The sequence below is a fragment of the Bacillus sp. P4_E1 genome (assembly GCF_056401715.1).
Genome location: NZ_JBFUIV010000009.1, coordinates 163,525 through 177,436 on the forward strand (window position 1 = coordinate 163,525; position 13,912 = coordinate 177,436).

Sequence of the window (13,912 nt, forward strand, 5' to 3'; positions counted from 1 at the left end):
AATTCCTCTTCCTTTATTCTATGAAAAGAAAAGATGTGAAACTGATGAAAAAAGAGCAAGACAACCTACGTTCCAACGCTTTTACATACAAATTAATTTTGAGTATCATTGCATTCTTTCTTATTTTTATGTTTGCAATGGTGTTAGGCGCTGCAGATACTTCTATAAAAGACGTATGGTTAGCACTTACTTCCTCTGCTAAAGGAGATAAGCTATCCATCCTTCGTGAAATACGTTTACCACGTGAAGTTGCTGCTATTTTTGTAGGAGCTGGACTCGCTGTTTCTGGTGCAATTATGCAAGGATTAACGCGAAACCCACTTGCCGACCCTGGATTACTTGGCCTAACTGGTGGCGCAAATGCTGCACTTGCACTAACACTTGCCTTCAATCCTTCTATAAGCTACCTTTACTTAACACTAGCTTGCTTTATCGGTGCTGCAATTGGCGCTATTATGGTATTTGGAATTGGCATGGTGAAAAAGGGCGGACTTTCTCCTCTTCGAATTGTATTAGCTGGTGCTGCTGTTTCAGCATTTCTACTTGCAATCTCAGAAGGTGTTGGCATTTACTTTAAAATTTCACAAGATGTATCAATGTGGACGGCTGGGGGCGTAATTGGAACGAGTTGGAGCCAATTAAAAATTATTATTCCGGTTATTTCAATAAGTATATTTATCGCTATCTTACTTGCAAAGAAATTAACAGTTCTTAGTTTCAGTGAAGAAGTTGCCGTTGGACTCGGTCAAAAAATAATCGTTATTAAAACGATTTTATTTATCATTATTATCTTGCTTGCTGGTGCTTCTGTAGCACTTGTCGGAAACATGGCATTTATCGGCCTTATGGTACCCCATATGGTTCGTCCAATCGTTGGACCAGATTACCGTTTTGTTATACCGATGTCAGCGATTGCTGGTGCTTCCTTTATGCTGCTCGCAGACACAATCGGACGTACAATTAACGCTCCGTATGAAACACCAGTTGCTGCAATCGTCGCAATTGTAGGATTACCATTCTTCCTATTTATTGTACGTAAAGGAGGAAGAACTTTCTCATGATGCAATCTATTCTAAAGAAACAACGCCTTATCATACTTGCATTACTCATACTTACCATCACAACAATTGTAATTGGAATGGGACTCGGTTCTGCCGCTCTCTCCTATGACAGATTAATCCCAACACTTATGGGACAAGGTACATTTAAAGAAGAATTCGTTTTATATTCTTTAAGGCTACCTAGAATCGTCATTACATTATTAGCCGGTATGGCACTCGCTTTATCAGGTGCTGTATTACAAGGTATTACCCGAAACGATTTAGCTGAACCTGGTATTCTCGGCATTAACGCTGGTGCTGGTGTTGCAGTTGCTTTTTTCTTTCTATACTTCCCGATAGACGTAGGTTCATTCCTTTACCTACTACCAGTCGTTGGATTTATCGGTGCGTTTCTAACAGCTGTTCTAATTTACGTATTTTCATATAGCAAATCCACAGGCCTTCAGCCAATAAGATTAACATTAACCGGCATCGGTTTTTCCTTTGCACTATCTGGCGCGATGATTGTACTTATTTCATCTGCAGATCGTATGAAAGTAGACTTTATCGCTAAATGGATTGCCGGAAACATTTGGGGAGATGACTGGACATTTGTTTTAGCAATGCTTCCTTGGCTAATCGTATTAATCCCATTTGTTTTCTATAAGGCAAATAGATTAAATATACTAGCATTAAACGAGCCAGTAGCAATCGGTGTTGGAATTGAAATTGAAAAAGAACGAAGATACTTATTAATCGCAGCCGTTGCACTTGCTGCCGCTGCTGTTTCCGTAACAGGAGGCATTAGCTTTATCGGACTTATGGCTCCTCACATCGCCAAATCTTTAGTAGGTCCAAGGCATCAAATATTCATCCCTATCGCCGTTTTAATCGGCGGATGGTTATTACTACTAGCGGATACAATTGGACGAAATATCGTCGAACCTAGCGGTATTCCAGCTGGTATTGTCGTTGCTTTAATTGGTGCACCTTACTTTATGTATTTGTTGCTTAAGAAAGTGTAAGAAACACCCTCAAGATTTTTTCTTGAGGGTGTTTTCATTTCATTTTACTGCTGTCCATACCCTTCAAACTTCTTCGACAAATTCTCCATCTCGTCTTCTGGCAATAATTTTGGTTCCCCAACACTTTTCGTTTGGTAATAGATTTGAGCACAAAACTCAATTTCTTCTGCAATAGTAAACGCCATTTTTATATTATTCGCTCCGGCCATTAAACCATGGTTCGCAAGTAAAACTGCACGGCGATCAATCATGCCCTCGAAAGCTGCCTCTGCTAATTGCTTCGTACCAAATGTTTCATATGGTGCACAGCGTACATTCGGGCCTGCGAAAGCAATTAAATATGATACAGCAGGAAGTTCCCATCCTAATGATGCGATTGTCTTCGCATAAGGAGAATGTGTATGTACAAGCGCATTTATATCTTCACGATTTCTATAATAGATAAGGTGCATATCTAATTCGCTTGATGGTTTTCTCTCTCCTTCTATCACTTCACCATCTAAATTCAATATAATTACATCTTCAGGCGTCGTTTCATAATAATCTAGACCACTTGGGCTAATTGCAACAAGACCTTGTTCACGATTAAAAATACTAATATTACCGCCAGTCCCCTTTGTTAAACCACTAGAAATCATTTTCTTTCCGTACGCTACAACTTCTTCTCTTTCTTTTTGCAGTAACATATACATCCCCCTAGTAAGAAACTTATGATGACTATTTTTCTAAAAACTATCTACTTATTGAAATAGCTTTTTTAAATTCTCCATAAACGGTGCTCTCACAATCCCTTTTTCCGTAATAATCGCTGTTACATTTTCATATGGCGTGACATCAAATGCCGGATTGTATACTTTACTTTCTTTCGGAGCAGAATATTGTCCAAAACGATTGATCACTTCAGAAGCATCTCTTTCTTCAATTGGAATTTCTTTTCCTGTCGGTGTTTTCAAATCAATTGTCGGCGTTGGTGCTGCTACATAAAACGGAATGTTATAATATTTAGCCAAAATCGAAACACCTAATGTTCCAATTTTATTTGCTACATCCCCGTTTGCTGCTACACGATCACATCCAACGATTACTGCATCGATTTTCCCTTGTGACATGACCATTGCCGCCATATTATCTGTAATGACCGTTACATCAATTCCCGCTCGCTGTAGTTCTAATGCCGTTAACGTTGAACCTTGTAATCTAGGGCGTGTTTCATCGGAATAGATTTTTAAGTCCCATCCTTTTTCTTTCGCTAAGTACATTGGAGCTGTCGCAGTGCCATACTTAGTCGTTGCTAACGCACCTGCATTACAATGCGTTAATACCCCCATGCCATCATGGAATAATGTTAATGCATGTTCTCCAATTTGACGGTTAATTTCTTCATCTTCTCTATGAATCTCTTTTGCTTCTTCTAATAATCTATCTTTCAACTGCGCAATTGATAAGTGAGCATTCTCTTTCGCGACACTTTCCATTCTTTCAAGCGCCCAAAATAAATTTACTGCCGTCGGTCTTGATGTCGCTAAGTATGCACATACCTTTTTTACTTCCGCTATGAATTCTTCCGCCGAACTTTCCGCAACTTCCTTTACTCCTAAATACACACCGTAGGCTGCTGAAACACCTATTGCCGGCGCTCCTCGTACTTTCATTACTTGAATCGCATCCCACACACCCTCAGCCGTTTTAAAAGATTCATAGACTACTTCGTTCGGTAATACCGTTTGATCCAATAACACTAAAGCATCATCTTTCCACTGAATTGGTATTAATTGCTCTGCCATCATCTTCTCCCCTTATTTCGCACTATGCATTGACTGTTTTTTTAACGTTTCTACAAAGCTGCTACCTGTTTTATATTGATTCGCTTGTAAAATAAACTTCTTCGCTGTCTGAAGACAAATTCGCTCCGCTCTAGCACGCGCCTCTTCATTCTCAATACAAGTCATATCCTTTACCTTCGCTAGACCAACAATACGACGAATTAACTCAAGACCCGTCACTGCAGCTGTATCCTCTAATACAGATTGTAAATAAACTCGGTTAAAGCCTTCTTCCTTCGCCATAATCTCTGTCACATGAATATCCCAAGCATCTAAAAACTTCTTCTTAAATAAATCAATTACATCTATCATGGTAGATTCTATCCAGTTCATATATGTATCTTTCTCAATACCAGATTGCATCACTGCATCTGCATTCACCCATGCAAACATTAAATTCGCCATTATATTCCCAACGTCATATCCCATAGGTCCATAAAAAGAAAATTCAGGATCAATAACCTTTGTAGAATCACTTTTTACAAAAACAGAACCAGTATGTAAATCACCGTGAAGCAGCGCTTGTGCATTCGTCATAAAAGAAAACTTAAGTTTTGCTACTTCCATACGAAGCTCTTTATCACTATAAATATGCTCTCTAATCCATCCTTCGTTTAATTGAAACAATTCGTTGCGTTTATTATGATTTGTAAATGGCTCTGAATATACGAGGTCCTCTGTAATCTCACATAACTCAGGATTTATATAATTTTTCACGAGTTCCTTCTTTTCTTTATGATTCATTACAACATCTGATGTTAATAGAAGAGTGTTTACCATAAAAGTAGTTAAATCATCAGCAAGCCTCGGAAACATTTGATGATTTATGAGTGCTGTACGCAATATTGTGTGATCTGATAAATCTTCCATCACGCAACAATTCATCACACTATCAAACAAATATACATTTGGCACGAGTCCAGATGCTAACTCTCCTTCTAATCGCAAAACATCTGATTCTATACGGATTCGATTCGTCGACAACTTAAACTCATCTGAAATACGCGCTGTATCCCCAGCTTGCTTTACAATGACAGAAATGTTCTTCTGTTCATCCCAAACGCGGAACACATAATTTAAATTACCATCACCTATTTCTTTACACTTTAGCCCCTTTGCATGCTCGAACTTAGGTAATTTCTCTTGCACATATGCAATCACATCTTTAGCTTCCATTAAAAAATACTTCGTGAACTTAGACATGGTTTCCCCTCCACACTAAATGTAAACGTTTTCTAAAAGCCGTAAAAAATAATAGACTGAAACTTTTTCAATCTATACTATATCTTCTCTATTGCAATACATATCTCGCTTTTATTATATCTTGTTAGAAATGAGCGTCAATGTTTCTATTTCTCATTGCAATATACTCCTTATTATATATATTTAAGATGACAATAATTGTTCACAAAGATTCCGATACATTTTGTTTTATTTATTGCACAATTCTTTGTAAAATAGAAGTAAGCAGTTCCTTTTCAAATCCACAACTTCTAAGAAATATTTCCTTCCTAAGAACTTATACTTACACCATGTCCTAACATACACACTACTCTTTCAAACACTCATTGAAAATTTATGACTTGAAAATTACCTTTTAATTCCCTAGCAGCCTTAATTGAGAATAAATATTAATTAAATTGGTATAAAGTTGGTTTATTCTCTTGACAAAATAACCACTTCTATATGATAATTAATATCGAATTAGAATTATTATAGTTAATTAAAAAATATATTTTATGAGCAAACTAATTTCCGATGCTCAAAACCAACCTTTAGGAGGAATTTTAATATGTTATTAATCGGCACAGAAGTAAAACCGTTTAAAGCTAATGCTTACCATAATGGAGAATTTATCCAAGTTACTGACGAAAGTTTAAAAGGAAAATGGAGCGTAGTTTGTTTCTACCCAGCAGACTTCACATTCGTTTGTCCAACTGAACTTGAAGACTTACAAAACCAATACGCAACTCTAAAAGACTTAGGCGTTGAAGTATACTCTGTATCTACAGACACTCACTTCACTCACAAAGCATGGCACGATAGCTCAGAAACTATCGGCAAAATCGAATACATTATGATTGGTGACCCAACTCGCACAATCACTACAAACTTCAACGTTTTAATGGAAGAAGAAGGTCTTGCTGCTCGTGGTACATTCATCATCGATCCAGACGGCGTTATCCAATCTATGGAAATCAATGCTGACGGTATCGGCCGTGACGCAAGCATCCTTGTTAACAAAATTAAAGCAGCTCAATACGTACGTAACAACCCAGGTGAAGTTTGCCCAGCTAAATGGCAAGAGGGTTCTGCAACACTTAAACCAAGCCTTGACCTTGTAGGCAAAATCTAAGGAGTTCGATCAAAATGATACTAGATGCAGATATAAAAACACAACTATCCCAATACCTTCAGTTAATGGAGAACGATATTTTACTTAAAGTAAGCGCAGGAGACGATAACGTATCTAAAGATATGTTATCTCTAGTAGATGAATTAGCTACTATGTCATCTAAGATTACAGTAGAAAAAGTTGAACTAGAGAGAACACCAAGCTTTAGCGTAAATCGCCCTGGTGAAGAAACTGGTGTCGTATTCGCTGGTATTCCATTAGGACACGAATTTACTTCATTAGTGTTAGCTTTACTACAAGTTAGTGGACGTGCTCCAAAAGTTGAACAAAAATTAATCGATCAAATCAAAAACATTCAAGGCGAATATCATTTTGAATCTTATATCAGCCTAAGTTGTCATAACTGTCCTGATGTTGTACAAGCTCTTAACGTAATGAGCGTTCTAAACTCTGGTATTACACATACTATGATTGATGGCGCTGCATTTAAAGAGGAAGTAGAAAGTAAAGACATCATGGCAGTACCAACTGTTTACCTAAATGGCGAATCTTTCGGAAGCGGTCGTATGACACTTGAAGAAATTTTAGCTAAAATGGGTAACGGTCCAGATGCATCAGAGCTTTCTGATAAAGATCCATACGATGTTCTTGTTGTTGGTGGCGGCCCAGCTGGTGCAAGTGCAGCAATTTATGCAGCACGTAAAGGCATCCGCACTGGTATCGTTGCTGAGCGCTTCGGTGGTCAAGTAATGGATACTATGGGTATTGAGAACTTCATCAGCGTAAAACGCACTGAAGGTCCTAAGCTAGTAGCAAGTCTTGAAGAGCACGTAAAAGAATACAACATCGATGTAATGAATCTACAACGTGCGAAACGTTTAGAGAAAAAAGAACTTATTGAAGTGGAACTTGAAAACGGCGCTATTCTGAAAAGTAAGAGCGTAATCGTTTCAACAGGTGCTCGCTGGCGTAATGTTGGTGTACCGGGTGAAGCTGAGTTCAAAAACAAAGGTGTAGCATACTGCCCACACTGTGACGGTCCATTATTCATCGGAAAAGATGTAGCGGTTATCGGCGGTGGTAACTCTGGTATTGAAGCAGCTATTGACTTAGCAGGTATTGTTAAGCACGTAACTGTTCTTGAATTCATGCCAGAATTAAAAGCTGATGCTGTATTACAAGAACGTCTTAACAGCTTACCTAACGTAACTGTTCTGAAAAACGTTCAAACGAAAGAAATTACTGGTACTGACAAAGTAAACGGTATTTCTTACATCGATCGTGAAACTGAAGAAGTACACCATGTTGAATTACAAGGTGTATTCGTTCAAATCGGTCTTGTGCCAAACACAGACTGGTTAGGCGAAACAGTTGAACGCGTTCGCGGTGAAATCGTAACAGACAAGCACGGCGCTACAAACGTACCAGGAGTGTTTGGTGCAGGTGACTGTACAAATAATCCGTACAAACAAATCATCATCTCTATGGGTTCAGGTGCGAATGCAGCTTTAGGTGCATTTGATTACTTAATCCGTAACTAATTATATAAACGTGAGTTTTAAAAAAGCAGGTGCCAAGGCACCTGCTTTTTTTATAATCCTAATGTATAAACTAAAAATCTCTCATTCCCATTCTTCTCATAAGCACCCGGTAATCTTATTTCCTTCTTCAATTCAAATGCAGTCTGATTCTCCAAGAAGAAAATATAATCTTCAGAAGGGTAGTATAAAATAATATCAATTTCTCTCTCCACCGCTTCTACTGAAAGCAAAATGTTATTTACTACGTTCATAAACACTTGTACAGAAAATGGATTGAAGAAATAAAACCGGTTATCACGCGGATCAATCTCATATTCCTGCGCTAAACAACATTCAAACCGAATTTTATCTTTACTGTTTCTCACTTTTCGCGCATAACGATCACGATTATCCATTGCTTCTTTATAAAACTCTTCATTCATTTCAATCCCAACGGCCGAAGCACCACACTTATGGTGCATGTAAAAATTCAATCTCCCTTTTCCGCACCCAAAGTCTACAATTCGATCGCTACTTGTTATTTCATATTGATTCAATAACTCATCTAATCCGCTATATGGCGTCGGTTCATAACGGTGATAATGCATAGACTTATTAAATCCTTTTTGCTCACCGACAGTTTTTATATTTAATACAGCATCGTAATATTGTTCGTTCATTCGTTTGCTCCTATTAAGAAATATTACTATTATTATACACCACGTACTGAATGCTCATTTTAATCAAATTAATTGGTACGTGAAATTATATTATCGCGAAATCAAATATATCGACTTAACAACAAATTCCTACCAAAAAAACAGGAGCTTTCTAGCCCCTGTCTTCTAATACTTTCAATACAGTTTGTTTCAATATTTCTACTCCATCCATTATACAGCTATGATCAAACTTCATATACGGATGGTGTAATCCAGGTTGTAAGTTCGCCCCTAGTCCAAGCATGACAGCTTTTAAATGCGGTCTCTTCACGGTATAGTAATGGAAATCGTCGCTTCCTGTCGTATACAGTGGTCCAGTACATCCATCTTCCCCGTACACTTCAAGAATGCCTTTCCGCATGAAACGCTCAGCTTCTTCTGACACTTCAGCTCCTGGTGCGAGATCAATCCACTCATAAGAAAGTTTAGATCCCATCGATTCAGCTGACTGAATTACTTGCTCTATTTTTCGCTTCAATTCATCTAGTAATATGTTATTTTCTGCTCTTACATCTAAACTAAAGTGCCCGTTACCTGGAATAATATTTAGATTATCACCACCAGCTTGGCATCTCGTCATCTTAACAGAATAAGACGTCTGCGGCGGTAACCATATATTTTTCAATCCAATATTGATCATCGAAATGACATCAATTGCATTTATACCTTGATGTGGGCGTGCACCGTGTGCATCATCTCCATGAATCATCCCTTCTAAAAATGCTGCAGCTCCGTGACGAATAGATGGGGCTGCTTGTTTCAAAGGCAGTTCTTCAATCGGCCTTAAATGAACACCAAATAAGAAATCAGCATCATCCACGGCGCCCTTCTCTACCATCTTTAAGGAACCATTTCCTTTTTCCTCTGCCGGCTGAAAAATAAATCTAACAGTACCGCTATCCCATCTCATATTTTTCAATTGTAAAATAAGGCCCATCACAATTGTCATATGAGCATCGTGGCCGCACGAGTGATTCGCTTTAAATTCTCCGTCTACTTCTTGCCATAGTGCATCCATATCAGCACGAATCGCGATAACTGGATTCCCTCTTCCGATTTCAGCAATCACGCCAGGGCAATCATCAAATATTTTATATGAAATTCCTTCTTCTTTTAGAAAGTTAGTAATATAAGCTGTCGTTTCATATTCCTTCCAGCTTACTTCAGGGTTTTCATGTAAATGCTGAAAAATTTCAGTTAAACGCTCTTGTAGTTCTAATGTTTTCAAAGCTTCATTCTCCTTCCCCTAATTACAAACCATTCAGATTAATTATACTTATGAAAAACAGATGTTTTTATGAACATATTGAATTTTAAGAAAAAAGTCAATTGTTTATTTTTAAATACCGTTAATACCCGATTTCAACTCATCTTATAAAGATATCCATACAAATAGAAGATTCGATATTTTCTGTTTTTATATTGACGCTTACATCTATTTTTAGTTATTATAACTTAATAACGTCTATTTTGCGACAATTCTAAAAATACAAACATACATAATGAGGAGGCAGTTTATGAAAAGAGAAATACCTTTTGGCATAGCAATAGTCCCTATTATCATTACAGTTGCAGTTATGATGGTTACAATTGTTGTATTAGAACAAAGCCCTCACGTCCCACTTATTATCGGTACAACCGTTGCTTCGATCGTCGCTTGGCGATACGGTTACAAATGGAATGACATTGAAGAATCGATGTATAAAGGAATTCGCCTTGCATTACCCGCTATCGTTATCATTATTCTTGTAGGTTTAACGATCGGTGCTTGGATTGGCGGCGGAATCGTCGCTACTATGATTTATTACGGCTTAAAACTTTTAACTCCATCACTATTTTTAGTTTCAATTACAATTATTTGTTCTATCGTTGCATTAGCAATCGGTAGCTCTTGGTCTACAATGGGAACAATCGGTGTTGCTGGAATGGGAATTGGCCTAAGTATGGGAATCCCAGCTCCAATGGTTGCTGGCGCTATAATTTCCGGTTCTTATTTTGGCGATAAAATGTCACCGCTTTCAGACACGACAAACTTAGCAGCGGGATTAACAAATACAGATTTATTCACACATATTCGTCATATGTTATTTACTACAATTCCAGGTTTAATTATTACTCTTATCGTCTATGCTTTCTTAGGAAGAAGCTTCGGCGATAACAATATCGATGCAAAAAGCATCGATCAAACGTTACAAGTATTGCAACAAAACTTTGTTATTTCGCCTTTCCTATTAATTATACCCGTAGTCGTTATGGTATTGGTCGCTAAAAAAGTCCCTGCTATACCAGCTATTCTCGTAGGTGTTATTTTAGGATTCTTATCACAAGTCTTTATTCAAGGTGGCTCTGTCTCATCAGCTGTCGGTGCACTCCAAAGTGGATTTGTCATAGACACTGGAAACAAGCTAGTAGATGAACTATTTAACCGTGGTGGCTTAAGCTCTATGATGAATACAGTTTCTATGACAATTGTCGCTATGACTTTCGGCGGAGTACTAGAACATACTGGCATTCTTCGCTCAATTGTAAATCAAATTTTAAAATTAGCGACATCATCAAAAGGACTTATCGCTTCTACCATCGCATCTTGCTTTGCAACGAATCTTACTTGCTCTGAACAATATATTTCGATTGTTGTTCCTTCAAGAATGTATGCAAATGCGTACACAGAAAAAGGACTACATTCTAAAAATTTATCCAGAGCATTAGAAGATGGTGGAACATTAACTTCTGTTTTCGTACCTTGGAATACATGTGGTGTATTTATACTCGCAACACTTGGAGTCGGTGCATTCGAATATGCTCCTTATGCTATATTGAATTTCATCGTACCTATTATCTCAATCATTTATGGTATAACTGGCTTCACAATTACGAAGCTATCTGATATTGAAAAAGCAGACCTACTGAAAAAACAAAAAGCACAACTAGAAGCTTAAAATTTTTGAAACGAATACAACGGTAAACTTAGCTCATATATTGCACGAGGGCGCCCTTGTTGATAGGGCATTTCCTCGCCGCAAATATTGGCATATCTGTAATCAACTAATTTCTTTAACAGCCTTTCCGTCGATCGCCGAGTCACTTGTAAGTACTCAGAAAGATCCGCCGCTGTAAATTTCAATGATGGATGCGATTGACTAAACTGAATAATTTTTGACAAGTTTGCAGGACTAAGCTTCGTTTCCTTCGCTATTTTCATTAATTCAGGATTATCGTTTTTTAAACTTTGTACTCTCTGTTCTTTCGGGAACGGACCAAATAATTCTTTATCACTTGTTAGTATATAAAAGCAGCTTTCTATCGGATTATTCTTTGCGAAACCTCGAGCAATTTTTGCATTTTGTTCCGCTTCATTTACTGTTTTTCCGTAACCAAATCCAATAGATACTGCGCCTTCTATATTCATAAATAAACGATCTATCGTATTTGTTTTTATACTCAATTCAATATCACCACGAGTTGTATACAAAATAAAAGTCATTTCATCAACTTGTTTAAATGAACCACGTAATTCTTTTGAAATTACATTTAATTGTTCAAGCGAGCTTTCTTGTAACTCTATAAAGGATATAATACAAGCACCAACAGTAGCTGAATGGCTTTTTGCTAACTCAGCTTTTATTTTTGCATCTTTTAACCCATGTATAATTGATTGCGTTGGATCTATCATACGCTCTGAAGGAATCCCTATTTTTTGAAGTTCATCGTAGACAGCGTGAATACTAGTTAAAGCTAAATCAACCTCTCCAGATTGATATTTAGCTAAATGAAAATCAATGATTCTCTTAATTTCATCATTACTCCATAACATATTTTCATAATCCATCACTTGCGGCGTTTCTTTTAGACCGATGTCATGGAACACATTTGTAATAAACGAACGATCTACTAAATCAATTGAAATTTTATGAGGTTGAATACTTTGATGGTATATTATAGAAAGGAGTGAAGATGCGACAGTTGTCTCGTCTTGCTGCAAATATACACTTGGAATTGGTAATTGTTCTCTTATTTCTTTTGCCATATAATAAGGTAGGGCACCCGAGAAAAAGATAGCATCACAAGGTTTTAAACGCTTTAATAGTTCAGAAGATTCTGCCGGATGAAGGTAAATATATGGATCAATCTCTATTTCTTCTAGTTTATGAGCAATAGGTAAAAGATTCTCCATAAACTCTTTTGAACCGACAACTGCAATTTTTATCATCATTTTCTCTAACTCCTTATCATTAATTAACGACTATTTAACGTCAACTATATCAAATGTACAAAACCATTGTAAACAGGAAGGGGTCTTTATTCAATGAAAATTACAGCTATTCATCTTTACGCAATTCGTTTACCACTTCGCGATCCGTTTGTTATTAGTTATGGTTCTTATTCTGATATGCCTTCTATTATCGTCAAAATGGAAACAGATGAAGGCATTATCGGTTACGGTGAAGGCGTTGCTGATGATCACGTTACAGGTGAATCATGGGAAAGTACTTTCCATGTTTTAAAACATACACTAGCTCCTGCTCTAATTGGGAAAAATCCAATGAATATCGAGAAAATACACGATATGATGGACAATACGATTTACAGTGTTCCTACAGCGAAAGCTGCGATTGATATCGCTTGTTTTGATATAATGGGCAAAAAATTAAATCAACCTGTATATCAATTAATTGGCGGACGCTATCATGAAGAGTTTCCTGTCACTCACGTCTTAAGTATTGCAGATCCAGAAGACATGGCTGAAGAAGCTGCCTCTATGATTCTAAAAGGTTACCAATCTTTCAAAATGAAAGTCGGTACAAATGTAAAAGAAGATGTAAAACGAATTGAAGCTGTACGTGAACGTGTAGGAAATGATATCGCGATTCGTGTTGATGTAAACCAAGGATGGAAAAATAGCGCAAACACATTAACAGCACTTCGTTCATTAGGTCATTTAAACATCGACTGGATTGAACAACCTGTTGTAGCGGATGATATTGATGCAATGGCTCATATTCGTTCGAAAACAGATCTTCCGCTTATGATTGATGAAGGACTAAAAGGCTCTCGTGAAATGCGCCAAATTATTAAATTAGACGCAGCTGATAAAGTGAATATAAAACTAATGAAATGCGGCGGCATATATCCAGCTGTAAAACTCGCTCATCAAGCTGAAATGGCAGGCATTGAATGCCAAGTTGGATCCATGGTCGAATCATCTGTTGCCTCTTCCGCAGGATTCCATGTCGCTTTCTCAAAAAAAATCATTACTAGCGTCGAGCTAACGGGACCATTAAAATTCACGAAAGACATCGGAAACTTACATTACGACGTACCATTTATTCGCTTAAACGAAAAGCCGGGACTCGGCATTGAAATAAACGAAAATACATTACAAGAATTAACCGTCTTTCAAGACGTTGTACGCTAAAGGAGGACTAACG

Annotated in this window: 12 protein-coding genes; 6 read left to right on the forward strand and 6 right to left on the reverse strand. The window is 37.4% G+C overall.

Annotated elements, in window-relative coordinates; all coding sequences use genetic code 11:
* The first annotated feature begins 20 nt into the window (after positions 1-20).
* Both AC1DS7_RS14845 and AC1DS7_RS14850 read left to right on the forward strand, forming a co-directional pair.
* Positions 21-1,061, forward strand: a complete 1,041-nt coding sequence (locus AC1DS7_RS14845) for a FecCD family ABC transporter permease (RefSeq protein ID WP_002139451.1) — start codon at positions 21-23, stop codon at positions 1,059-1,061.
* Entirely contained in the window at positions 1,058-2,065 is a 1,008-nt protein-coding gene (locus AC1DS7_RS14850) for a FecCD family ABC transporter permease (RefSeq protein ID WP_016103222.1), read from the forward strand. The genes AC1DS7_RS14845 and AC1DS7_RS14850 overlap by 4 nt, the downstream gene beginning before the upstream one ends.
* 44 nt (positions 2,066-2,109) lie before the next feature.
* On the opposite strand, the gene AC1DS7_RS14855 is transcribed toward AC1DS7_RS14850, so the two are convergent.
* From AC1DS7_RS14855 to mtnK, 3 genes are read right to left on the reverse strand one after another with little or no spacing between them, the layout of a single operon-like run.
* Positions 2,110-2,751 (reverse strand): L-fuculose-phosphate aldolase, encoded by a 642-nt coding sequence (locus tag AC1DS7_RS14855; protein ID WP_016103221.1) that lies wholly within the window; start codon positions 2,749-2,751, stop codon positions 2,110-2,112.
* Positions 2,752-2,805: 54 nt separating this feature from the next.
* Positions 2,806-3,849 (reverse strand): S-methyl-5-thioribose-1-phosphate isomerase, encoded by a 1,044-nt coding sequence (gene mtnA, locus AC1DS7_RS14860; RefSeq protein WP_016103220.1) that lies wholly within the window; start codon positions 3,847-3,849, stop codon positions 2,806-2,808.
* Positions 3,850-3,861: 12 nt separating this feature from the next.
* Positions 3,862-5,091 carry an S-methyl-5-thioribose kinase gene (mtnK, locus tag AC1DS7_RS14865; protein ID WP_002140217.1) on the reverse strand — a complete coding sequence of 410 codons (1,230 nt, stop codon included), beginning with the start codon at positions 5,089-5,091 and terminating at the stop codon, positions 3,862-3,864.
* 589 nt (positions 5,092-5,680) lie between these two features.
* On the opposite strand from mtnK, the gene ahpC reads away from it, so the two are divergent.
* Together ahpC and ahpF are read left to right on the forward strand one after the other, a co-directional pair.
* The gene (ahpC, locus tag AC1DS7_RS14870) at positions 5,681-6,244 is read left to right on the forward strand and encodes an alkyl hydroperoxide reductase subunit C (RefSeq protein WP_000924420.1); all 564 of its coding nucleotides are present in this window, start codon (positions 5,681-5,683) and stop codon (positions 6,242-6,244) included.
* A gap of 14 nt (positions 6,245-6,258) precedes the next feature.
* Positions 6,259-7,785 carry an alkyl hydroperoxide reductase subunit F gene (gene ahpF, locus AC1DS7_RS14875; RefSeq protein ID WP_012260245.1) on the forward strand — a complete coding sequence of 509 codons (1,527 nt, stop codon included), beginning with the start codon at positions 6,259-6,261 and terminating at the stop codon, positions 7,783-7,785.
* A 50-nt stretch (positions 7,786-7,835) separates the two neighbouring features.
* On the opposite strand, the gene AC1DS7_RS14880 is transcribed toward ahpF, so the two are convergent.
* Both AC1DS7_RS14880 and AC1DS7_RS14885 read right to left on the reverse strand, forming a co-directional pair.
* The gene (locus AC1DS7_RS14880; RefSeq protein WP_016103219.1) at positions 7,836-8,444 is read right to left on the reverse strand and encodes an SAM-dependent methyltransferase; all 609 of its coding nucleotides are present in this window, start codon (positions 8,442-8,444) and stop codon (positions 7,836-7,838) included.
* Between the two features lie 151 nt (positions 8,445-8,595).
* Positions 8,596-9,711, reverse strand: a complete 1,116-nt coding sequence (locus tag AC1DS7_RS14885) for a M20 peptidase aminoacylase family protein (RefSeq protein WP_016103218.1) — start codon at positions 9,709-9,711, stop codon at positions 8,596-8,598.
* Between the two features lie 289 nt (positions 9,712-10,000).
* On the opposite strand from AC1DS7_RS14885, the gene nhaC reads away from it, so the two are divergent.
* Positions 10,001-11,422 carry a Na+/H+ antiporter NhaC gene (gene nhaC, locus AC1DS7_RS14890; RefSeq protein ID WP_016103217.1) on the forward strand — a complete coding sequence of 474 codons (1,422 nt, stop codon included), beginning with the start codon at positions 10,001-10,003 and terminating at the stop codon, positions 11,420-11,422.
* On the opposite strand, the gene AC1DS7_RS14895 is transcribed toward nhaC, so the two are convergent.
* Positions 11,419-12,696, reverse strand: coding sequence for a hypothetical protein (locus AC1DS7_RS14895; protein WP_016103216.1), 1,278 nt, complete (start codon positions 12,694-12,696; stop codon positions 11,419-11,421). The two genes, nhaC and AC1DS7_RS14895, sit on opposite strands and share 4 nt — an antisense overlap.
* A 93-nt stretch (positions 12,697-12,789) precedes the next feature.
* Here AC1DS7_RS14895 and AC1DS7_RS14900 point away from each other — a divergent pair, with 93 nt between their 5' ends.
* Positions 12,790-13,899, forward strand: coding sequence for a mandelate racemase/muconate lactonizing enzyme family protein (locus AC1DS7_RS14900; protein ID WP_016103215.1), 1,110 nt, complete (start codon positions 12,790-12,792; stop codon positions 13,897-13,899).
* Positions 13,900-13,912 lie beyond the last annotated feature (13 nt).